Origin of the sequence: Streptomyces sparsogenes subsp. cuspidosporus (assembly GCF_039532705.1) — a bacterium.
Lineage (GTDB): Bacteria > Actinomycetota > Actinomycetes > Streptomycetales > Streptomycetaceae > Streptomyces > Streptomyces sparsogenes.
On record NZ_BAAASD010000007.1, the window covers coordinates 138,088 to 158,929 of the forward strand.

General features: G+C 73.4%; 17 protein-coding genes. 6 read left to right on the forward strand and 11 right to left on the reverse strand.

Going from position 1 to position 20,842, the window contains the following annotated elements; genetic code table 11:
* Nucleotides 1-7: 7 nt before the first annotated feature.
* Nucleotides 8-949 carry a LysR family transcriptional regulator gene (locus tag ABFY07_RS11720; RefSeq protein ID WP_346174421.1) on the reverse strand — a complete coding sequence of 314 codons (942 nt, stop codon included), beginning with the start codon at nt 947-949 and terminating at the stop codon, nt 8-10.
* A gap of 83 nt (nt 950-1,032) precedes the next feature.
* On the opposite strand from ABFY07_RS11720, the gene ABFY07_RS11725 reads away from it, so the two are divergent.
* From ABFY07_RS11725 to ABFY07_RS11735, 3 genes are read left to right on the forward strand one after another with little or no spacing between them, the layout of a single operon-like run.
* A complete protein-coding gene (locus ABFY07_RS11725; RefSeq protein WP_346174422.1) occupies nt 1,033-1,797 on the forward strand; it encodes a succinate dehydrogenase in 765 nt (254 codons plus the stop codon).
* Nucleotide 1,798: 1 nt separating this feature from the next.
* Nucleotides 1,799-3,781, forward strand: a complete 1,983-nt coding sequence (locus ABFY07_RS11730) for a fumarate reductase/succinate dehydrogenase flavoprotein subunit (protein ID WP_065959458.1) — start codon at nt 1,799-1,801, stop codon at nt 3,779-3,781.
* A complete protein-coding gene (locus tag ABFY07_RS11735; protein ID WP_346174423.1) occupies nt 3,778-4,536 on the forward strand; it encodes a succinate dehydrogenase/fumarate reductase iron-sulfur subunit in 759 nt (252 codons plus the stop codon). Before ABFY07_RS11730 ends, ABFY07_RS11735 begins: the two co-directional genes overlap by 4 nt.
* A gap of 87 nt (nt 4,537-4,623) precedes the next feature.
* On the opposite strand, the gene ABFY07_RS11740 is transcribed toward ABFY07_RS11735, so the two are convergent.
* The 3 genes from ABFY07_RS11740 to ABFY07_RS11750 all read right to left on the reverse strand — a co-directional run bounded on the left by ABFY07_RS11740 (nt 4,624) and on the right by ABFY07_RS11750 (nt 8,422).
* A complete protein-coding gene (locus ABFY07_RS11740; protein ID WP_346174424.1) occupies nt 4,624-5,808 on the reverse strand; it encodes a Cmx/CmrA family chloramphenicol efflux MFS transporter in 1,185 nt (394 codons plus the stop codon).
* A 506-nt stretch (nt 5,809-6,314) separates the two neighbouring features.
* Nucleotides 6,315-7,904, reverse strand: coding sequence for a PH domain-containing protein (locus ABFY07_RS11745; protein ID WP_346174425.1), 1,590 nt, complete (start codon nt 7,902-7,904; stop codon nt 6,315-6,317).
* On the reverse strand, nt 7,901-8,422 hold the full coding sequence (locus tag ABFY07_RS11750; protein ID WP_346174426.1) for a PH domain-containing protein: 522 nt from the start codon (nt 8,420-8,422) through the stop codon (nt 7,901-7,903). The genes ABFY07_RS11745 and ABFY07_RS11750 overlap by 4 nt, the downstream gene beginning before the upstream one ends.
* A gap of 98 nt (nt 8,423-8,520) precedes the next feature.
* Here ABFY07_RS11750 and ABFY07_RS11755 point away from each other — a divergent pair, with 98 nt between their 5' ends.
* On the forward strand, nt 8,521-9,165 hold the full coding sequence (locus tag ABFY07_RS11755) for a TetR/AcrR family transcriptional regulator (RefSeq protein WP_346174427.1): 645 nt from the start codon (nt 8,521-8,523) through the stop codon (nt 9,163-9,165).
* A gap of 9 nt (nt 9,166-9,174) precedes the next feature.
* On the opposite strand, the gene ABFY07_RS11760 is transcribed toward ABFY07_RS11755, so the two are convergent.
* The 7 genes from ABFY07_RS11760 to iolC form a co-directional block, all read right to left on the reverse strand.
* The gene (locus ABFY07_RS11760) at nt 9,175-11,286 is read right to left on the reverse strand and encodes an FUSC family protein (protein WP_346174428.1); all 2,112 of its coding nucleotides are present in this window, start codon (nt 11,284-11,286) and stop codon (nt 9,175-9,177) included.
* A 131-nt stretch (nt 11,287-11,417) separates the two neighbouring features.
* Nucleotides 11,418-11,873, reverse strand: a complete 456-nt coding sequence (locus ABFY07_RS11765) for a hypothetical protein (RefSeq protein ID WP_346174429.1) — start codon at nt 11,871-11,873, stop codon at nt 11,418-11,420.
* Between the two features lie 255 nt (nt 11,874-12,128).
* Entirely contained in the window at nt 12,129-13,625 is a 1,497-nt protein-coding gene (locus ABFY07_RS11770; protein ID WP_065959473.1) for a CoA-acylating methylmalonate-semialdehyde dehydrogenase, read from the reverse strand.
* Between the two features lie 29 nt (nt 13,626-13,654).
* Nucleotides 13,655-15,538, reverse strand: a complete 1,884-nt coding sequence (iolD, locus tag ABFY07_RS11775) for a 3D-(3,5/4)-trihydroxycyclohexane-1,2-dione acylhydrolase (decyclizing) (RefSeq protein ID WP_346174430.1) — start codon at nt 15,536-15,538, stop codon at nt 13,655-13,657.
* Nucleotides 15,535-16,437 (reverse strand): 5-deoxy-glucuronate isomerase, encoded by a 903-nt coding sequence (iolB, locus tag ABFY07_RS11780; RefSeq protein ID WP_346174431.1) that lies wholly within the window; start codon nt 16,435-16,437, stop codon nt 15,535-15,537. Before iolB ends, iolD begins: the two co-directional genes overlap by 4 nt.
* 62 nt (nt 16,438-16,499) lie before the next feature.
* Nucleotides 16,500-17,387, reverse strand: coding sequence for a Cgl0159 family (beta/alpha)8-fold protein (locus tag ABFY07_RS11785; protein WP_346174432.1), 888 nt, complete (start codon nt 17,385-17,387; stop codon nt 16,500-16,502).
* A gap of 85 nt (nt 17,388-17,472) precedes the next feature.
* Nucleotides 17,473-18,417, reverse strand: coding sequence for a 5-dehydro-2-deoxygluconokinase (iolC, locus tag ABFY07_RS11790; RefSeq protein WP_346174433.1), 945 nt, complete (start codon nt 18,415-18,417; stop codon nt 17,473-17,475).
* A 361-nt stretch (nt 18,418-18,778) separates the two neighbouring features.
* Between iolC and ABFY07_RS11795 the strand changes: the two genes are divergently transcribed.
* Nucleotides 18,779-19,696, forward strand: coding sequence for a sugar phosphate isomerase/epimerase family protein (locus ABFY07_RS11795; RefSeq protein WP_346174434.1), 918 nt, complete (start codon nt 18,779-18,781; stop codon nt 19,694-19,696).
* 58 nt (nt 19,697-19,754) lie between these two features.
* On the forward strand, nt 19,755-20,774 hold the full coding sequence (locus ABFY07_RS11800; protein ID WP_065959482.1) for a Gfo/Idh/MocA family protein: 1,020 nt from the start codon (nt 19,755-19,757) through the stop codon (nt 20,772-20,774).
* Nucleotides 20,775-20,842: the final 68 nt, after the last annotated feature.

A 20,842-nucleotide genomic window follows, 5' to 3' on the forward strand; every position in this document is an offset into this window, starting at 1 on the left:
CAGCCCGTCATTCGGGAGCGGCCGGCAGCAGCCTGGTGCCCGGGGTCAGTTCCTGGCCCACCCGCGGCGAGCGCAGGTGCTCCAGCAGCACCCGGCGCAGCTCCCGGGCCGCCCGCGGCGGCGCCACGTCCTTGCGGTGCGCGAGGGAAATGGTGCGCCGCATGTCGTGGCCCGCGAAGGGCGTGGCCCGCAGCCCGGACCTGGCGGCCACCATGCCGGGGATCACGGCGATCCCGAGCCCGGCCCGGACGAAGCCGAGCACCGCGTCCATCTCCCCGCCCTCGACGGAGAAGGCGGGCTCGAAGCCGGCCGCCCGGCAGGCCGAGGTGGTGAACTCCCGCAGGTCGTAGCCGCGCCGGAACATCACGAGCGGCTGGTCCCGCAGGTCCTCGACGCGGATGTGACGGCGCCGGACGGGCGGCGGGGAGGCCGGCGAGGAGGCCACGACCAGCTCCTCGCGCAGCAGCTCGGTGGTGGCCAGCGCGGGGGCCTGCCCGGCCAGCGGGGTGATGATCAGCGCGAGGTCCAGCTCCCCCGCGGCCAGGGTGCGCACCAGGTCCTGCGAGCCGCCCTCGTCCACGACCAGCTCGATGCCCGGGAACTCGTCGTGGAAGCGGCGCAGCACGTCCGGGACGAGGCTGGCGCACAGGCTCGGCGGGGCGCCGAGCCGGACCCGGCCGCGCCGCAGTTGGGCGACCTCCTGCACCTCGCGGCGGGCGGTCTCGGTGTCGGCGAGGATCTGCCGGGCCAGCGGAAGCAGGGCCTCCCCGGCGTCGGTGAGGGCGATGTTGCCGCGGGCGCGGTGGAACAGCTCGGCGCCCAGCTCCCGCTCCAGGGTGCGGATCTGCTGGGACAGCGACGGCTGGGCGACGTGCAGGATCTCCGCGGCCCGCGTGAAATGGCGGGTATCGGCCACGGTGGCGAAATAGCGCAGCTGCTGCAGTCTCACGCAGGCATGATAGGCATGCTCTATCGATTCCAGCCATACCATGTCTTGGACGAATCGCCAAGGGCTGCCTAGCGTCTTGTCCCATGGCACTGGCGACGCGGACGGACCCTGAGCGGCCCGCCCAGAAGGGGCCGCGACAGCGGCCGGAACCGCCGCGGAAGCCCGCGCGGAGGCCGTCACTGATCGGCTCCGTGTGGCGCTCGACCGTCGGCAAGAAAGCGGTGATGGCCGTCACCGGGCTGGTCATGCTGGCCTATCTGGCGGCCCATATGTTCGGCAACCTCAAGATCTTCTTCGGCCCCGGGGAGTTCAACCACTACGCGCACTGGCTGCGCGTCATCGGCGAGCCCGCGCTGCACTACGAGTGGTTCCTGTGGCTGGTCCGGGTGGCGCTGGTGGCCTCCGTGGTGCTGCACGGCGTGGCCGCGTACCAGCTCAGCCGCCGGGACCTGGCGGCGCGGCCGCGGAAGTACGCGCGCCGCAGGCAGGGCGCGAGCTACGCGACCCGGACCATGCGCTGGGGCGGTGTGATCCTCGGCCTGTTCGTCGTCTGGCACATCCTGGACCTGACCACGCTCACCGTGAACGAGCGCGCCGAGCCCGGCCACCCGTACCAGAACGTGGTCGCGACCTTCTCCACCTGGTACGGCAACACCATCTACATCGTGGCGATGCTGGCCCTCGGCGCGCACATCAGGCACGGCCTGTGGAGTGCCTGCCAGACCCTCGGCGCGGGCCGCCCGCACCGCGACCGGGCCCTCAAGATCGCCTCGACCGCCGTGGCGGTCGTCCTGGCCGGCGGGTTCATCTCCGTGCCCATCGGCGTCATGACCGGAGTAGTGAGCTGACATGAGCGCGTATACGGCGTACACCACCGGCGAGCCGATCACCGACACCAAGGCCCCGGACGGCCCGATCGAGGAGCGCTGGGACCGCCGCCGCTTCGAGGCCAAGCTGGTCAACCCCGCCAACCGCCGCAAGTACACGGTGATCGTGGTCGGCACGGGGCTCGCGGGCGGCGCGGCCGGGGCGACCCTCGCCGAGCAGGGCTACCGCGTGGTGCAGTTCTGCTACCAGGACTCGCCGCGGCGGGCCCACTCGATCGCGGCCCAGGGCGGCATCAACGCGGCCAAGAACTACCGCAACGACGGCGACTCCATCCGCCGGCTGTTCTACGACACCGTCAAGGGCGGCGACTTCCGCGCCCGCGAGTCCAATGTGCACCGCCTCGCCCAGGTCTCGGTGGAGATCATCGACCAGTGCGTGGCCCAGGGCGTGCCGTTCGCCCGCGAGTACGGCGGGCTGCTGGACACCCGCTCCTTCGGCGGCGTCCAGGTCTCCCGCACCTTCTACGCCCGCGGCCAGACCGGCCAGCAGCTGCTCCTCGGCGCGTACCAGGCGCTGTCGCGGCAGATCGCCGCGGGCCACGTCGAGATGCACCCCCGCACCGAGATGCTCGACCTGATCGTCATCGACGGACGGGCCCGCGGCATCGTGGCCCGCGACCTGATCACCGGCGAGATCTCGACGTACTTCGCGGACGCCGTCGTCCTGGCCTCCGGCGGCTACGGCAACGTCTTCTACCTGTCGACGAACGCCAAGAACAGCAACGCCACGGCCATCTGGCGGGCGCACCGGCGCGGCGCGTACTTCGCCAACCCCTGCTTCACCCAGATCCACCCCACCTGCATCCCGCGCTCGGGCGACCACCAGTCCAAGCTGACCCTGATGAGCGAGTCGCTGCGCAACGACGGCCGCATCTGGGTGCCCAAGGCCAAGGGCGACACCCGCCCGCCGGCCGAGATCCCCGAGGACGAGCGGGACTACTACCTGGAGCGGATCTACCCGTCGTTCGGCAATCTGGTGCCCCGCGACATCGCCTCCCGCGCCGCGAAGAACGTCTGCGACGAGGGGCGCGGGGTGGGCCCGGGCGGCCAGGGCGTCTACCTGGACTTCGCCGACGCGATCGCCCGGATGGGCCGCGAGGCGGTGGCGGAGAAGTACGGCAACCTCTTCGAGATGTACGAGCGGATCACCGCCGAGGACCCGTACCGGGTGCCGATGCGGATCTACCCGGCCATCCACTACACGATGGGCGGCCTGTGGGTCGACTACGACCTGCAGACCACCGTGCCCGGCCTGTTCGCGATCGGCGAGGCCAACTTCTCCGACCACGGCGCCAACCGGCTCGGCGCCTCCGCGCTGATGCAGGGCCTGGCCGACGGCTACTTCGTCCTCCCCGCCACCATCAACGACTACCTGGCCCGCCACCCGCACGGCGAGGTGGACCCCGGTCACCCGGCGGTCACCGAGGCGGTGGCGGAGGTGCAAGGCCGCCTGGCGCGGCTGCTGGCGGTGGACGGGGACCGCACCCCCGACTCCTTCCACCGCGAGCTCGGCGAACTGCTGTGGGACGAGTGCGGCATGGCCCGCACCGACACCGGGCTGCGCAAGGCGCTCGACCGCATCCCGGCGCTCCGCGAGGAGTTCTGGCGGCGGATCAAGGTGCCGGGCACCGGCGAGGAGCTCAACCAGTCGCTGGAGAAGGCCAACCGCGTCGTCGACTACCTGGAGCTGGCCGAGCTGATGTGCCTGGACGCGCTGCACCGCACCGAGTCCTGCGGCGGCCACTTCCGCGAGGAGAGCCAGACGCCCGACGGCGAGGCGGCCCGCGACGACGAGAACTTCTCGTACGTGGCGGCCTGGGAATACCGGGGGTCCGGGGGCCGGCCCCCGGGAGAGCACGGCCAGGGCACCGGCGGCGCGCCCGTCCTGCACCGCGAGGACCTGGCCTTCGAGTACGTCCACCCCACGCAGCGGAGTTACGCATGAGGCTCACCCTGCGGATCTGGCGCCAGCGCGGCCCCGAGGAGCCCGGCGCCATGACCGCGTACGAAATCGACGGCATCTCGCCCGAGATGTCCTTCCTGGAGATGCTGGACACGCTCAACGAGGAGCTGATCCTGCGCGGCGAGGAGCCCGTGGCCTTCGACCACGACTGCCGCGAGGGCATCTGCGGCGCGTGCGGCATGGTCATCAACGGCCAGGCGCACGGCCCCGAGCGGACCACCACCTGCCAGCTCCACATGCGCCACTTCTCCGACGGCGACACGATCGACGTCGAGCCGTGGCGCGCCGCCGCCTTCCCGGTGGTCAAGGACCTGGTCGTGGACCGCTCGGCCTTCGACCGGATCATCGGCTCGGGAGGCTTCATCTCCGCGCCGACCGGCAGCGCCCCCGACGCCCACGCCACCCCCGTGCCCAAGCCGGTCGCCGACACGGCCTTCGAGCACGCCGAGTGCATCGGCTGCGGGGCGTGCGTGGCGGCCTGCCCCAACGGCTCGGCGATGCTCTTCACCTCGGCCAAGGTCGTCCATCTGAACGTGCTGCCGCAGGGGCAGCCGGAGCGCGAGTCGCGGGTGCTGGACATGGTCGGGGCGATGGACGAGGAGGGCTTCGGCGGCTGCACCAACACGGGCGAGTGCGCGGTGGCCTGCCCCAAGGGGATCCCGCTGCAGAGCATCTCCATGATGAACCGGGAGTTCCTGCGGGCGAGCGTCAAGGGCGGCGGCAGGAACCGGGGCTGACCGTACGACGGTGTACGGGTCGGCGTACGAGGGTGTCGTACGCCGACCCGTAGGGCCGGCGGTGGCGGCCCTCCTCGGACCCCGTGCTCAGACCGCCGCCGTCACCGGCGTCTCCTGGCGCCGCTCCTCGCGGCGGCGCAGGACCGCCGCGAGACCGAGCGTGCCCAGCGCGACGGCCATCATCAGCGCGCTGGTCCACACCGGCGCGCGGAATCCGAGGCCGGCGTCGATGGTGAGCCCCCCGAACCAGGGGCCCGCCGTGTTGCCGACGTTGAACGCCGCCGTGAGGAACCCTCCCGCGAGGGTGGGGGCGCCACCGGCCAGGTAGAAGGTGCGCGAGGTCAGGGCGGGGGCGATACCGAACGCGAGCATGCCCTGGACGAAGACCAGCGCGAACACGGCCACCGCGCCCCCGGCCGACAGGGCCAGCACGGCCCAGCCGAGCGTCAGCGCGCTCATGCCGGCCAGCAGGACCGTATACGGCCGGGCGTCGGCGATCCGGCCGCCGACGGTGATGCCGACGAACGCGCCCAGGCCGAACAGCACCAGCATGGCGGGCACCCACCCGTCGCCGTAGCCGCTGACCTCGGTCAGCAGCGGCGCGAGATAGGTGAAGGTGCAGAAGGTCGCGCCCTGGACCAGGGCGTTCATGGCGTAGGCGGTCAGCAGCTGGGGGCCGACCAGCTCGCGCAGCTCGGCGCGCAGCCCGGTCGCGGGCGCGTCGGGGCGGCCGGCCGGGATCGAGGCCAGGACGGCGACGAGGCCCGCGACGGACAGCCCGGCCACCGCCCAGAACGCCGACCGCCAGCCCCACAGCTGCCCCAGCACCGCGCCGCCGGGCACACCCGCCACACAGGCCAGCGTGACCCCGCCCAACACCACCGACATGGCACGGGCCTTGGCCCCCGGCTCCACCATGCCGACCGCCGCGCCGGCGGCCACCGCCCAGAATCCGGCGTTGGCGAGCGCGCCGACGATCCGCGTGGCCAGCAGCACGCCGTAGTCGTCGGTGAGCGCGCCGACGACATGGGCGGCGGCGAACGCCACGAGGAACGCCACCAGCGCGGTCCGCCGTGGCCGGCGCAGCGTGAGGATGGCGAGCAGCGGCCCGCCGACGACCATGCCGATGGCGAAGGCCGAGGTCAGGAAGCCGGCCTGGGGGATGGAGACCCCCAGGTCGGCGGCGATGTCCGGCACCAGGCCGGACAGCATGAACTCCGAGGTGGCTTGGGCGAACACGGCCAGCCCGAGCATGTAGACGGCAAAGGGCATAGGGGTACTCCCCGCGTGAAGGTGAAGGTGACGTGACTGCGAACGGGCAGCGTTCGCCGACGGAGTGGCTCACCAGGAGGAGTGCGCCCGCGCGACAGCGCGCCTACGGAGAGCGCGCCGGCACGGAAGTGCGCCTACGGGAGAGTGCGCCGAAAGGAGATCGCGGGAACCATCGCGGGAACCAGGGGAATCAGGTGCCCTCGAAGGGGAGTCGACGCTCGACATCCGGTCGGAGTCGTCCGCTGCCCAGGAAACGGAGATCCGGCCACCGGTGTGCGTGGCTCAACGGCCTTGACGCCACCGGTACTCGCCGGTGGCTACGGTCTGTCGGACTCCGGGCTGCTCATGACCCCGCACCGTAGCATCTCCGGGCGAGCGTCTGCCACGGGCCCGGTCGGTGGGGCCGCCCCGGATTCCGGTGGGGCCGCCCCGGGGGGGGCGGCCCGGGGGGGCGGCCCGGGGGGGGCGGCCCGGGGGGGCGGCCCGGGGGGGGGCGGCCCCACCCGTCACCAGGCGAGGAACTCGTCGAGGATGCCCGGCGTCGCCGCGTGCGCGAAGGCCGCCGCCTCCCCCGCCGCCATGTCGGGGATGCGATAGCCGTCCTCCCCCGCCGCGACGGCCGCCGTCGCCGTGGTGACCCCGGCCCGCCGCGCCATCGGGGTGTCGGTGAACGTCCAGGCCAGCACCGCTGTGCGGGCGAGGGCGACGGTGTCGCGGCTGAAGGTGCCGGAGCGGATGAGCAGATGGCCGTCGGGTCCGTCCGGCAGCCCGTGGCCGAGCGCGCGATACGCGTCGCGCGCCAGGGCGTACGCGACGGGGGTCGCGAGGAGGAGGAAGCCCCCGGCGCAGTACAGCAGCACGGGCAGCGACAGCAGCGCCCCGAGGACGACGAGGGCGGCCGTCACCGGCGCCACGGCCCACGCCATGCCGCGCGCGAAACGGCGGCGGAGGGCGGCGCGCGGGTGGCGGACCAACTCGCGCCGGTCGAAGAGCGCTTCGCCGACGGGCGCCACGCCGGGCGGCGGGAGGGCGCCGGGTGGCGCGAGGACTCCGGTGAGCACCCGCAGCGCCTCCGCGCGCGGGGCGGGCGGGAGCACCGTGCTGCGCGCGCGGTTCTCCTCGCTGTCGCCGAGGCCGCCGGCCACGGCCCGTACGGTCGCCCCGCCGGCCGCGCGCAGCAGCATCGGCTCGCGCAGCACCGCGCCGCGCAGCCGGGCGCGCTCGATGGAGACCGAGCGGGTGGTGAGCAGCCCCCGCCGCACCCGCAGGGTGCCCGCGTCCGCCCACTCCAGGCGGTACCGCCACCAGTTCTCGGCGTACACGGCGAGCGCGCCGACGCTGCCCACGGCGGCCACGGCCAGCAGGGCCAGCGGGACCGTCAGCCACAGGGCGCTGTGGCCGAACTGCTCGAAGGCGCGGCGGACGACCCCGATGCGCCACGGCTGCACGCCCAGGTCGTCCAGGACCCGCCACACCGCCCCCACGGCCGCGAACACCCCTCCGAACACCCAGAACGTGAGCGGGGCGTAGCGCAGCCAGCGCGGGTCCCCGGTGGACAGGACCGGCTCGTCGGCGGCGTCGCCGCCACCCGCGCGGGCCAGCAGTTCGGCGCGCAGCCGCTCGGCGGCGGGGCGGGTGAGGGCTTCCAGGGTGAGCCCGTCGCGGCCGCCGGTGGCCCCGGTGGTGCCCGCGCGCAGCACGACCAGGCCGAAGAGCCGCTGCACGGGATGGGCGGTCAGATCGACGTTGCGCACCCGGTGCAGCGGTATCGCGCGCAGACGGCGGACGAACAGGCCACTGCGCAGTTCGAAGGAGTCGGCGGTGACCCGGTAGCGGGTGCGCGACCAGCCGATCAGCCCGGCGGCGGTGACGCAGGCGAAGGTGGCCGCGATGACGGCGAGGGTGATCCAGGCCCGGTCGCCCGGGTGGCCCCCGGTGGCCAGCGCGGTGAGCGCGAGCGAGGCGAGCGGGGCCGCCATCCAGCCGCAGTGGACCGCGACGGTGCGGGGGTCGAGCGCGCGCCAGGGGACGTCCGTCTCGTCGCGCGTCGCGTCGTCGGGGGCCGTGCCGCCCGGGGTCGTGCCGTGGGTGGTCACGCGGCATCACCGGGCACCAGTTGCGCCGCGTCGCCGATGCGCCGGGCCAGCTCACGCGCGTCGGCGTCGGAGAGCCCCGCGATGCGGACGTCGCCCGCCGTGGAGGCGGTGGTGACGGTGACGGTCGCCAGCCCGAAGACCTGCTGGAGGGGGCCGCGCACGGTGTCGACGGTCTGCACCCGCGACAGCGGGGCGATGCGCCGCCTGCGCCAGAACCAGCCGCTCGCCGCGTAGACCGCGCGCTCGCCCAGCTCCCAGGCGTGGGTGCGGTAGCGCCACCGGGGCATGGCCCAGACGTAGCCGAGCGCGGGGAGCACCAGGGTGACCAGCAGCAGCGGGCCGAGCCAGGGCAGCGCGCCGGGGAAGAAGAGGAGCGAGAGGACCAGCAGGGCGGCGGCGGTCAGCAGCATCGGCCCGCTCACCACGAGCAGCGCCTGCGTGGTCCACCAGCGGCGGGCGCGCGGATCGACCCCGTGGAGCGGATCCCTGAGACGGGGCCTGGGTGTGGGCATGGACATGGGAGATCCCCCGGGCTTTTTCAAGTCAGCTGTATTGGCACGCGCCCGCCACGGTATAGCAATACGATCGACTTGCGAAAGCGGGAAGGGAGGCCGGTGTGCCGAAGCGGGTGGACCACGAGGAACGGCGCAGACAGATCGCCAGGGCGCTGTGGCGGATCGCCGCCGAGCGCGGCCTGGACGGGGCGAGCCTGCGCGATGTGGCCACGGAGGCGGGGATCTCGCTGGGGCAGCTGCAGCACTACTTCACCAGCAAGGACGACATGATCGTCTTCGCCCTCCGGCATATCGCGCAGCTGGCCGAGGAACGCGTACGGACCCGCATCGAGGCGCTGCCCGGCGCCCCCACCCCGTGGGTCATCCTCCGCGAGACGCTGGCCGAGATGCTGCCCCTGGACGACGCGAGCCGCACCGGCCATCTGGTGCAGATCTCCTACTTCGTACGCGCCGTGCACGACGAACGGCTGCGCACCCACGCCAAGGAAGGCACCGCGGCCCTCCGCGGCTTCTTCGCCGACCAGGTGAAGGCGGCCATCGCCCGGGGCGAGGTGGCGGCGGACCGGGATCCCGTCGGCGAGGCGACGCTGCTGATCGCGCTCACCGAGGGGCTCTCCAGCGAGGTGCTGATGGAGACCCTCGCGCCCCAGGAGGCCATGGGCCTGATCGAGGCCCACCTGGCGCGCCTCTTCAGCGGCGGCCAGGGAATCCCCGGCGGCCCTGGCAGCCCCGGCAGTCCCGGCTGAGGCGGTGCGTCAGTCCTTCCCTGGATTACCCCCTGGCCTGCTCCCTGGCTTACCGGGCCGCCGGGCGAGAGCCTGGGTCAGGTCGTCCAGGGCCTCCACCAGCAGCTCGGCGCCGCGCACCGCCACCCCCGGCCGCTCCTCCTCCCGGTCCTGCCACCGCTCCAGGGCCTCGTGCACGGCGTCCCACTCGGCGGCCCGGCGCTCCCGCACGGCCGTGACCGCCTCCGGCAGCGACTGCCGCAGCGCCTCCGCGAACGCCTCGGCCTCCTTGGACGCGGGCGCGTCAGGGGCGGGCAGATGGGCCTCGACCAGCATCGTGACCCGCCCCATGGTGGACAGCGCCGTCTGCGCCGCCCGGGCGGCGCCCCGGGACAGGCCGCGGTGGCGCACCGGCTCCTTATGGGCCCGCGCCTCGCTCTGCTCCCAGGCCGCCCGCGCGGCCCGGGCGTCCAGCAGCGCCTCCCGCACCTGGCGGGGGCGGCGGTCGGCGGGGCGGGCGTGGACGTCGAAGACGGCGACGGCATAGCGGCCGTTCGCCCCCAGCCAGTCGGCCAGCCGGTCCCGCAGCAGCGGCGTCTCCCAGGCGGGGAAGACGACATAGGCGGCCATCGCCAGCGCCCCGCCGAGCAGGGTCAGCGCCACCCGCGCCGCCACCGTCTGCGACCAGCCCTCGCCCGCGATGCCCAGCAGGAAGACGACATACGCGGTCACGCACGCGGAGGCGACGATGAAGCCGGTGCGCATCAGCAGGTACAGCGACGCCGCGCAGACCACGGCCAGAGCCGCGCTCACATACGGGCCGGGGTGGGCCAGGGCCATCACTGCGCCACCGAGCACCACGCCCGCGAGCGTGCCGGTGAAGCGCGCCACGCCCCGCGAGAAGGTCTGGCCGAAGTCCGGCCGCAGCACCATCACCGAGGTGAGCGGCGCCCAGTAGCCGTGGCCCCACGGCAGGGCGGTCCCCAGCAGATAGCCGCAGGAGGCGACCACCGACACCCGCACCGCGTGCCGCAGCACGGGCGAGGACCACCGTGCCTCGCGCCGCAGGGCGCGCAGCGCCACCGGCACCATGCCGGGCACGGTGGGCCGGGGCAGATAGCGGCGGTCCTTGGCCCCCTCGGCCGTGACGGCCTCCACCGGCTCGTCCGAGGACTCCACCACATCGGCCACCAGCGCCATCAGCCGCAGCGCGGCGCGGCGGGCGGCTCCGCTGAGCATCGGCCCGGTCGGGGGCACCTCCAGGACCGCCATCGCGTCGGGCGGCAGCCGCACCGGCTTGCCCCAGCGGATCGCGTGGGCGACGGCGTCCAGCACGGTGGCCGTCGCCCCCAGCAGATCACGCGCCCGGTCGCGCTCGGGCCCGTCCGGCGCGGCGCCGACCACCGGGTCGGCGAGCGAGGCCAGCACCGGCCGGATCCGCTCGGCGAGCAGCCGGTAGCCACGCAGTTGGCGCGGCCGGCGCCGGGCCTGCCGAGGCGTCAGGGCGGCGGCGCTGCGGGCCTCCATCAGCGGCTGCGGGTCGAACGGCGCCACCGGGTCGTGGCGCAGCCGGCGCGCGTAGTCGGCCACCGCGGCGAGCGCGTCCGCGAGGGCGTCGCGCTGCACCCCCCACGGCCGGACCGGGAAGAGCACGATGAGCGCGGCCTGCACCACCCCGCCGAGCCCGATCAGGGCGGCGTGCTGCAGGGCGCCCAGCGCCGAGGTCGGCAGTGTGACGGTGACCAGCATCACCGCGACCATCTGGGTGGACACCAGCCCGGACACCGGGCCGACCGCCCAGGCCATCCCCGTCAGCAGCGTCCAGGCGGCGATCATGACGAGGAAGGTCGCGGTGTGGGCGGCGGCCAGATAGCCGAGGAACGTGGACACCGCCAGTCCGCCCGCGGCGGCCAGCGCCAGCGCGGGGCGCGGCCGCCAGCTGCGCTGGAAGGTCGCGATCCCCGACGAGAAGGCGCCGAACGCCGAGGAGACGGCCAGCGTCGGCGAGCCGAGCCACAGGGTCAGGCCGATGACCAGCGCGACCCCGCACGCGCCGCGCAGCGCGACGAGCGGTTCCAGCCTGGTGCGCTCGATCGCAAGCCCCGCGCGTGCGGTCGCCTTCAAGGCGTGTGACCAGCTCATACGCCGAGGTTACGGCCTTGATCCACGGAAACTGAACCGGCCGTTCCGCACTGGTTCGTCACATCCGCCGAGTCAGATCCGCCGAGTCAGATCCGCGGCATCGCCTCGTCGGTGTCGCGCCCGCGCGACATTCAGCCCGCCACGCCGCAGTCGACGTCCAGCAGCTTCATCGGCTTACTGGCGTCGAGGTCCACATAGGCGGTGAAGGACGCCGTGCTCGGCTCGCCGCCCCAGGTGGTGGTGATCGTCGCCCAGCCCACCCGCGCCGACTGGGCCGTGGTGACCTCCCCGACCTCGATGTCCAGCGGCTCGTTCTGCGCGCACAGCAGCACGTCGAAGCCGGGGTTCTCGGCGGCCTTCTCCTTGAGCTGCTTGGAGACCAGGTGCTTGCGCTCCCAGGCGGTCGGGCCGTGGTCGCCGTAGAAGCCCTCCAGGAAGTGGTGGATCTCCTCCGCGGTGTAGCGGCCGTTGGGGTCGGTCCGCTCGGCGGCGGACGCGGGCGAGCCGGCGGCGAGGACGAGCCCGAGGCCGAGCGCGGCCGCGCAGCCACCGGCGAGGGCCGCAGAGCGACGAAGAGAACGAAGCATGAGATTTCCCCCTGTGTGGTGCTTATCAGTCTGTGAGTGGTCTTGTGGCCATTGGTCGGCCGAACACCAAGAGAGACCCGCGCCCCGAGCGGATGGTTGCCCGGCCGCCGTGCAACAGGGCCGTAACAGCCCCGCCTTGGCGGCCCCCTCACCCTGAATACACACGAAGCCTCCCGCCGGATCCGTACCGGCGGGAGGCTTCACCCGAACGAATGAACGACCGATCGTTCAGAGATCGTTCAGCATCAGAAAGCGTCAGTGGTTCTTCGGGAACCCGAGGTTGATGCCGACCTCCTCCGAGGGCTCCGGCCAGCGGGTGGTGATGACCTTGCCGCGGGTGTAGAAGCGCACGCCGTCGTTGCCGTAGATGTGGTGGTCGCCGAACAGCGAGTCCTTCCAGCCGCCGAAGGAGTGGTAGCCGACGGGCACCGGGATCGGCACGTTGACGCCGACCATGCCCGCCTCCACCTCCAGCTGGAAGCGGCGCGCGGCGCCGCCGTCGCGGGTGAAGATGGCCGTGCCGTTGCCCCACCGCGAGCTGTTGATCAGCTCGATGGCCTCGTCGTAGGTCTCGGCGCGGACCACGCACAGCACCGGGCCGAAGATCTCGTCGCGGTAGGCGTCGGCGGTGGTGGGCACCTTGTCCAGCAGCGAGACGCCGATGAAGAAGCCGTTCTCGTGGCCCTCGACCGTGTAGCCCGTCCCGTCGACCACCACCTCGGCGCCCTGCGCGGCGGCGCCGTGCACATACGAGGCGACCTTGTCGCGGTGCTCCTTGGTGATGAGGGGGCCCATCTCGGAGGCCGGGTCGTCGCCGGGGCCGATGCGGAGCCTGGCGGCGCGCTCGGCGATCTTCTTCACCAGCTCGTCGCCCGTGTCGCCCACCGCGACCACGACGGACACGGCCATGCAGCGCTCGCCGGCCGAGCCGTAGGCCGCGTTGATGGCGTTGTCGGCGGCGAAGTCCAGGTCGGCGTCGGGCAGCACCAGCATGTGGTTCTTGGCGCCGCCGAGCGCCTGCACCCGCTTGCCGTGCTCGATGGCCCTGGACTGGATGTACCGGGCGATGGGCGTGGAGCCGACGAAGCTGACCGCGGCGACGTCGGGGTGCTCGAGGAGCCGGTCGACGGCCACCTTGTCGCCGTTGACGACGTTGAGCACGCCGTCCGGCAGGCCCGCCTCGGCGGCCAGTTCGGCCAGCCGCCAGGAGGCGGAGGGGTCCTTCTCGCTGGGCTTGAGCACGAAGGTGTTGCCGCAGGCGATGGCCACCGGGAACATCCACAGCGGCACCATGGCCGGGAAGTTGAACGGGGTGATGCCGGCCACCACGCCGAGCGGCTGGCGGATCGAGGCCACGTCCACGCCGCCGGAGACCTGCGTGGACAGCTCGCCCTTCAGCTTCTCCGCGATGCCGCACGCCAGCTCGACGATCTCCAGACCGCGGGCCACCTCGCCGAGGGCGTCGGAGTGCACCTTGCCGTGCTCGGCGGTGATCAGCCGGGCGATCTCGTCGCGGTGGGCGTCCAGCAGCTCGCGGTACTTGTAGAGGATCGCGGTCCGCTTCGCCAGCGATACGGTGCCCCAGGACGCGAACGCCTCCTTGGCGGCGGCGACCGCCGCGTCCACCTCCGCCACGGAGGCGAAGGCCACCTGGGTGTCCTGCGCGCCGGTCGCCGGGTTGTACACCGGGCCGAACTCGCCCGACGCGCCCTCGACGGGCTTGCCGCCGATCCAGTGGTTGAGGGTCTTCATGGCTGCGGGCCTTTCTCTTCGTTCACAGATCAGAGGTGGCGGCGGCGGGCGGCGGCCTGCCGGTCGTAGAGCTCGCGGGCCTTCACGGCTGCCGGACGGGTCGCGGCCTGGGCGACGGGCACATCCCACCACGCCTGCGCGGCGGGCGCGCCGGACACTGTGTCGGCTGTTTCGGTCTCCACATAGACACATGTGGGCCGCTCCGAGGCGCGCGCGGCGGCCAGCGCCGTCCGCAGTTCGGCCACGCTGCCGGCCCGGATCACCTCCATGCCCAGCGAGGCGGCGTTGGCGGCCAGGTCGACGGGGAGCGGGTCGCCGGTGTAGGTGCCGTCGGCGGCGCGGAAGCGGTAGGCGGTGCCGAAGCGCTCGCCGCCGGTCTCCTCCGACAGCCCTCCGATGGAGGCGTAGCCGTGGTTCTGGATCAGCACGATGTTGATGTTGACGCCTTCCTGGACCGCGGTGACGATCTCGGTGGGCATCATCAGGTACGTGCCGTCCCCGACCAGCGCCCACACCGGGCGGTCGGGGGCCGCGAGCCGGACGCCGATGGCGGCGGGGATCTCGTAGCCCATGCAGGAGTAGCCGTATTCGAGGTGGTACTGGCGCGGTGAGCGGGCGCGCCACAGCTTGTGCAGATCGCCGGGGAGCGAGCCGGCCGCGTTGATGACGACGTCCTCGTCGCCGACGACGGCGTCGAGGGCGCCCAGGACCTGGGTCTGGGAGGGCCGGGCGGATTCGTCCAGTACGGCGTACGCGGCGTCGACCCGCTCCTCCCAGCGGGCCTTCCCGGCGGTGTACTCGGCCTCGTACGCCTCCTCGACGCGGTGGCCGGCCAGCGCCTCGGTGAGCGCTTCGAGGCCGGCGCGGGCGTCGGCGACCAGGGTGGTCGCGGCGAGCTTGTGCGCGTCGAACGGGGCGATGTTGAGGTTGAGGAAGCGGACGTCGGGGTTCGGGAAGAGGGTCGCGGAGGCGGTGGTGAAGTCGCTGAAGCGGGTGCCCACGCCGATGACCAGGTCGGCGCCGCGGGCGAGGTCGTCCGCGACGGCGGTGCCGGTGTGCCCGATGCCGCCGATGTCGGCGGGGTGGTCGTGGCGCAGCGAGCCCTTGCCCGCCTGGGTGGAGGCGACGGGGATGCCGGTGGCGTCGGCGAGGGCGCGCAGGGCGTCCTCGGCCTCGCTGTGGTGGATGCCGCCGCCCGCGACGATCAGCGGCCGCCGGGCGGCGCGCACGGCCCGGGCGGCCGCGGCGAGCTCGGCCGGGTCGGGCGCCGGGCGGCGTACGTGCCAGACGCGGTCGGCGAAGAACTCCTCGGGCCAGTCGAACGCCTCGGCCTGCACGTCCTGCGGGAAGGCGAGGGTGACGGCGCCGGTGTCGGCCGGGTCGGTGAGCACCCGCATGGCCTGCAGCGCGGCCGGGATCAGGGATTCGGGGCGGACGATCCGGTCGAAGTAGCGGGAGACCGGCCGCAGACAGTCGTTGACCGACACATCGCCCGCGGAGGGGACCTCGAGCTGCTGCAGCACCGGGTCGGCGGGGCGGGTCGCGAAGATGTCGCCGGGCAGCAGCAGCACGGGCAGCCGGTTGACGGTGGCCAGGGCGGCGCCGGTGACCAGGTTGGTGGCCCCCGGGCCGATGGAGGTGGTGACGGCCTGGGCGGCGAGCCGGTTGGACTGGCGGGCGTAGCCGACGGCCGCGTGGACCATGGCCTGTTCGTTGCGGCCCTGGAGGTAGGGCATGGCGTCCCGGCCGGTCTCCAGGAGCGCCTGGCCGAGGCCCGCCACATTGCCGTGGCCGAAGATGCCCCAGCAGGCGGCGATGAGGCGCCGCCGCCTCCCGTCGCGCTCGGTGTACTGGTGGGCCAGGAACTCCACCAGGGCCTGGGCCGTGGTGAGCCTGCGGGTGGCTCCACTCATCGTGTGTCTCCCAAGGGGGCGTCGTAGAGGGGGAGGCGGGGGTCGACCGGCTGGTCCGGCCAAGTGGCGCGGATCCAGGCGTGGTCGGGGTGGTCGCAGATCAGCCAGTCGCGCTCCGCGCCGGGGCCCGCCATGACGTTGAGGTAGTACATGTCGTGGCCGGGGGCGGCGATGGAGGGGCCGTGCCAGCCGTCGGGGATCAGGACCAGGTCGCCGGAGCGCACCTCGGCGAGCACGTCCGTGCCGCGGCCGTGCCCCGAGGGGGAGACCCGCTGGTAGCCGAGGCCTTCCGTGCCGTGCGCCGCGGCGATCTCGAAGTAGTAGATCTCCTCCAGCTCGGACTCCTCGCCGGGGCGGCACTCGTCGTGCTTGTGCGGCGGGTAGGAGGACCAGTTGCCGCCGGGGGTGAGGACCTCGACGGCGATCAGCTTGTCGCACTCGAAGACGCCTGCGGCGGCGAAGTTGTTGACCTGGCGGGAACAGTTGCCGGTGCCGCGCAGCTCGACGGGGACGGCGGAGGCCGGCCCGTAGCGCGCGGGCAGCCGGCGCTCGCAGCGGGCGCCGGTGAGCGCGAACCGCCCGCCGGCCTCGCTCGCGATCCGGGCGTGCGCGTCGCGCGGCAGGTAGGCGAAGTCGCTGACCCCGCTGAAGACGCTCTCCCGGCCGTGCAGTTCGAAGGTCAGGCCCTCGGCCGCCACGGTGCAGCCGCCGCTCAGCGGCAGCACGATCCACTCGCTGTCGCCGGTGGACAGCTCGTGGGTACCGCCGGGCGGCAGGTCCAGGACGCGCAGGGAGGAGTAGCCCCACCCGGCCCGCGCGGGGTCGATGTGCACGGCGTACGGGCCGGCGGCCGCCTTGCCGGCCGGCAGATGGAAGCTGGTGGAAGGGTCGCTGGTCATGTCGTCAGTCTCCGCCTCTTTCCCCGGTCCTGGCGCCGTCTCTGTCCCCGGTCCCGGCGCCGTCACAGCAGGCCGACGGCGGTGTCGACGGCCTGCTCGACGCCGCCCTCCGCCGGGTAGAGCAGCGAGCGGCCGACCACCAGGCCCTGGACGGTGGGCAGCCGCAGCGCCTTGCGCCACTTCTCGTACGCGCCCTCCTGGTCCCGGGGCGTTCTGCCGACGTCCCCGCCCAGCAGGACGGCGGGCAGCGTGGAGGTCTCCATGACGGCGGCCATGTCGTCGGCGTCCTCGGTGACCGGCACCTTCAGCCAGGTGTACGCGGAGGTGCCGGCGAGGCCGGAGGCGATGGCGATGGACTTGGTGACGGCCTCGGCGCCCAGGTCGTTGCGGACCTTGCCGTCGATCCGCCGGGAGATGAAGGGCTCGACGAAGACGGGCAGCCGGCGCTCGGCCATCTCGTCGATGGCTCTGGCCGTGGCGGCGAGGGTGGTCAGCGAGCCCTCGTCGGAGTAGTCGATGCGCAGCAGCAGCTTGCCGGCGTCGAAGCCGAGCCGGGCTATGTCCTGGGGGCGGTGGCCGGTGAAGCGGTCGTCGAGTTCGAAGGAGGCCCCGGCCAGGCCGCCGCGGTTCATCGAGCCCATGACGACCTTGTTCTCGAGGGCGCCGAGCAGCAGCAGGTCCTCCAGGATGTCGGCGGTGGCGAGCACGCCGTCGACGCCGGGGCGGGACAGCGCCACGCACAGCCGCTCCAGCAGTTCGACCCGGTTGGCCATGGCCAGCTCGCGGCCTCCGACGGCGAGGGCGCCGCGCGCGGGGTGGTCGGCGGCAATGATCATCAGACGACCGCTGTCGCCGATGAGGGGGCGCCGGGCGCGGCGGGCGGCCGCCTCGGCGATCGCCTCCGGATGCCGGCTCCGCACCTTGACGAGGTCGGAGATGCTGATGCTCAAAGCGTGCTCCTCTTGTTTTCTGGGCTCGGTTCCCCGCGGCTGCCGCTGGGAGGTCCCCCGCCCGGGGCGGGCTGGTCGCCGCTGATCACCCGGCGAGCAGGGCCTCGACCTCGGCTTCGGTGGGCATCGCGGAGGAGCAGGCGAGGCGGGACGCGACGATGGCGCCCGCGGCGTTGGCGTAGCGCATGACGCGCTCCAGGTCCCAGCCGGACAGCAGGCCGTGGCACAGGGATCCCCCGAACGAGTCACCCGCGCCCAGGCCGTTGACGACCTCGACGGGCACCGGCTCCACCTCCGCCCTGGTGCCGTCGCGGTGGACGGCGAGTACGCCCTTGGGGCCCTGCTTGACGACGGCGAGCTCCACCCCCGCCTCCAGCAGGCTCTCGGCGCATGCCTCGGGCTCCCGCACCCCGGTGGCGATCTCGCACTCGTCGAGGTTGCCGACGGCCACGGTGGCGTGGCGGAGCGCCTGGGCGTAGTGGGCGCGCGCCTCGGCCGGGTCGGGCCAGAACATCGGCCGCCAGTCCAGGTCGAAGACGGTCGGCCCGGCCTTGGCGCGCGCCTCGAGCGCGGTCAGGGTGGCGGCGCGGCTGGGCTCCTCGCTCAGGCCGGTGCCGGTCATCCAGAAGACGCGGGCGGCGCGCACGGCGTCGAGGTCCAGTTCGCCGGGGTGGATCTCCAGGTCGGGGGCCTTGGGGCGGCGGTAGAAGTACAGCGGGAAGTCGTCGGGCGGGAAGATCTCGCAGAAGGTGACCGGTGTCGGGTAGGCCTCGACGGGGGTGACCCAGCGGTCGTCCACGCCGAACTCGCGCAGCGCCTGGTGGACGTACTCGCCGAACGGATCGGCTCCGGTGCGGCTGATGACCGCGGTGCGGCGGCCGAGCCGGGCGGCGGCCACCGCCACATTGGTCGCGGAGCCGCCGAGGAACTTGCCGAACGTCTCGACCTGCGGCAGCGGTACGCCGATCTGCAAGGGGTAGATGTCCACCCCGATCCGGCCCATCGTGATCAGGTCGTACCGCTCACTCATGCGCACCCCTTCAGGAAAGACACAGCTCAGGCCGGTGGCCCGGGAGTTGCCGGGCGGCTGTGGCCCTTCAGGTCTAGAGGTGTCCCCCACCCCCTGTCAAGAATTTGTCCTTACATTCGGACCTATCGGCGACACTTCGGCCGATGCCCGCCCCCGGCGCGCGGGCCGCCGGGGAGGGGTACGGGCCCGCGCCCCTCGCCTGGCATCCTGACCTTACGTCCGAATGTCCTGACGAAGTCTTGACGGACGGCCACCCGGGCCGTGAAGCTGCCCGGACAGCATGTCCCGGACACCACCGGGCCGGCACCCGCACCGCAGCCCTTCCCCGGTCCCCGACGGCCGGCGAGAGGAGAACCCCTTCATGACCGCCGCCTCCCCCGCACCCGCCCCAGGCCGCATCCGGGTCGGCTCGGCCCCCGACTCCTGGGGGGTGTGGTTCCCCGACGACCCGCAGCAGGTCCCGTGGCAGCGCTTCCTCGACGAGGTCGCCGAGGCGGGGTACGAGTGGATCGAGCTGGGCCCGTACGGCTATCTGCCGACCGACCCGGCGCGGCTCGCCGAGGAGGTCGGCCGGCGGAAGCTGAAGGTCTCGGCCGGCACGGTGTTCACCGCCCTGCACCGCGGCCCCGGCGTCTGGGACGCCACCTGGGAGCATGTCTCGCAGGTGGCGGCGCTCACCCAGGCCATGGGCGCCCGGCACCTGGTCGTCATCCCCTCCTTCTGGCGGGACGACAAGACCGCCGAGCTGATCGAGCCGCCGCGGCTGACCGCCGAGCAGTGGCGCGACCTGTCCACCGGCATGGAGCGGCTGGGCCGGGAGGTGCGCGAGCGCTTCGGGCTCGACATCGTGGTGCACCCGCACGCCGACACCCACATCGACGGCGAGGAGAACGTCGCCCGCTTCCTCGACGCCACCGACCCGGACCTGGTGGGCCTGTGCCTGGACACCGGCCACTACGCCTACTGCGGCGGCGACAGCGTCAAGCTCATCGAGACCTACGGCGAGCGCATCGGTTACCTCCACCTCAAGCAGGTGGATCCCGAGATCCTGGCCGACGTGGTGAAGAACGAGGTGCCCTTCGGCCCCGCCGTCCAGCGCGGCGTCATGTGCGAGCCGCCGCACGGGGTCCCCGCCCTCGAACCGGTGCTGGCCGCCGCCCGGAAGCTGGACGTGGACCTGTTCGCCATCGTCGAGCAGGACATGTACCCCTGCCCGCCCGACAAGCCGTTCCCGATCGCCCAGCGCACCCGCCGCTTCCTGCGCTCCTGCGGCGCCTGACCCGCCCCCGCCCCCACCGGACAGCCCGCCCCCACCGAACAGAGAGAGAAGAGACACCATGACGCAGCAGGGGACGCTCGGGGTCGCGGTCATCGGGACCGGCATGATGGGCGCCGACCACGTCCGCCGGATCGACGAGGTGATCAGCGGCGCCCGGGTGGCCGCCGTCGTCGACATCGACGAGGCGCGCGCCAAGCACATCGCCCACGGCGTGGAGGGCTGTCAGGCCTACACCGACCCGGCCGCCGCCATGGCCGCCCCGGACGTGGACGCGGTGCTGATCGCCTCGCCCGGCCCGGCCCACGAGGCGGCGCTGCTCGCCGCCTTCGAACGGGACCTCCCGGTGCTGTGCGAGAAGCCGCTCACCCCGGACCCGGCCTCCGCGCTGCGGGTGCTGGAGGCCGAGCAGCGGCTGGGTCACCGCCGGGTCCAGGTCGGCTTCATGCGCCGCTACGACAGCGAGTTCATGCGGCTCAAGTCGCTGCTCGCGAGCGGCGAACTCGGCCGTCCCCTGATGCTGCACTGCCGCCACCGCAACGCCTCGGTGCACTCCTACTTCACCACCGACATGCTCATCACCGACTCGGTGGTGCACGAGATGGACCAGTCCCGCTGGCTCCTGGAGCAGGAGATCACCGCGGTGACGGTGCTGCGCCCGACCCCCAACGCCAACGCGCCCGAGGGGCTCGGCGACCCCCAGCTGGTGATCCTGGAGACCGACGGCGGCGCGCTGGTCGATGTCGAGATCTTCGCGACCTGCGGCTTCGGCTACCAGGTGCAGGCGGAGGCGGTCTGCGAGCGCGGCACCGCGCGCGTCGGCGACGCCCACGGCATGCTGATCAACCGCACCGGCGGCTGGGGCGGCGAGATCGCCCCCGACTTCGTGGCCCGCTTCGAGGAGGCGTACGACCGCGAGGTGCAGGCCTGGGTGAACGCCACCCGGCGCGGCGAGGTGGAGGGCCCCAGCGCCTGGGACGGCTACGCCGCGGCCGCCGTCTCCGCGGCGGGCGTCCGGGCCCAGGCCGACGGCCGGCGCACGGTCGTGGAGATGATCGAGCGCCCCGCGTTCTACCGCTGAGCCACGCGTGCGGCGTTTGTCCGGCTGGGGCATGCGCGTTGGGTCACCCTGGCGTCACGGCCGTCACA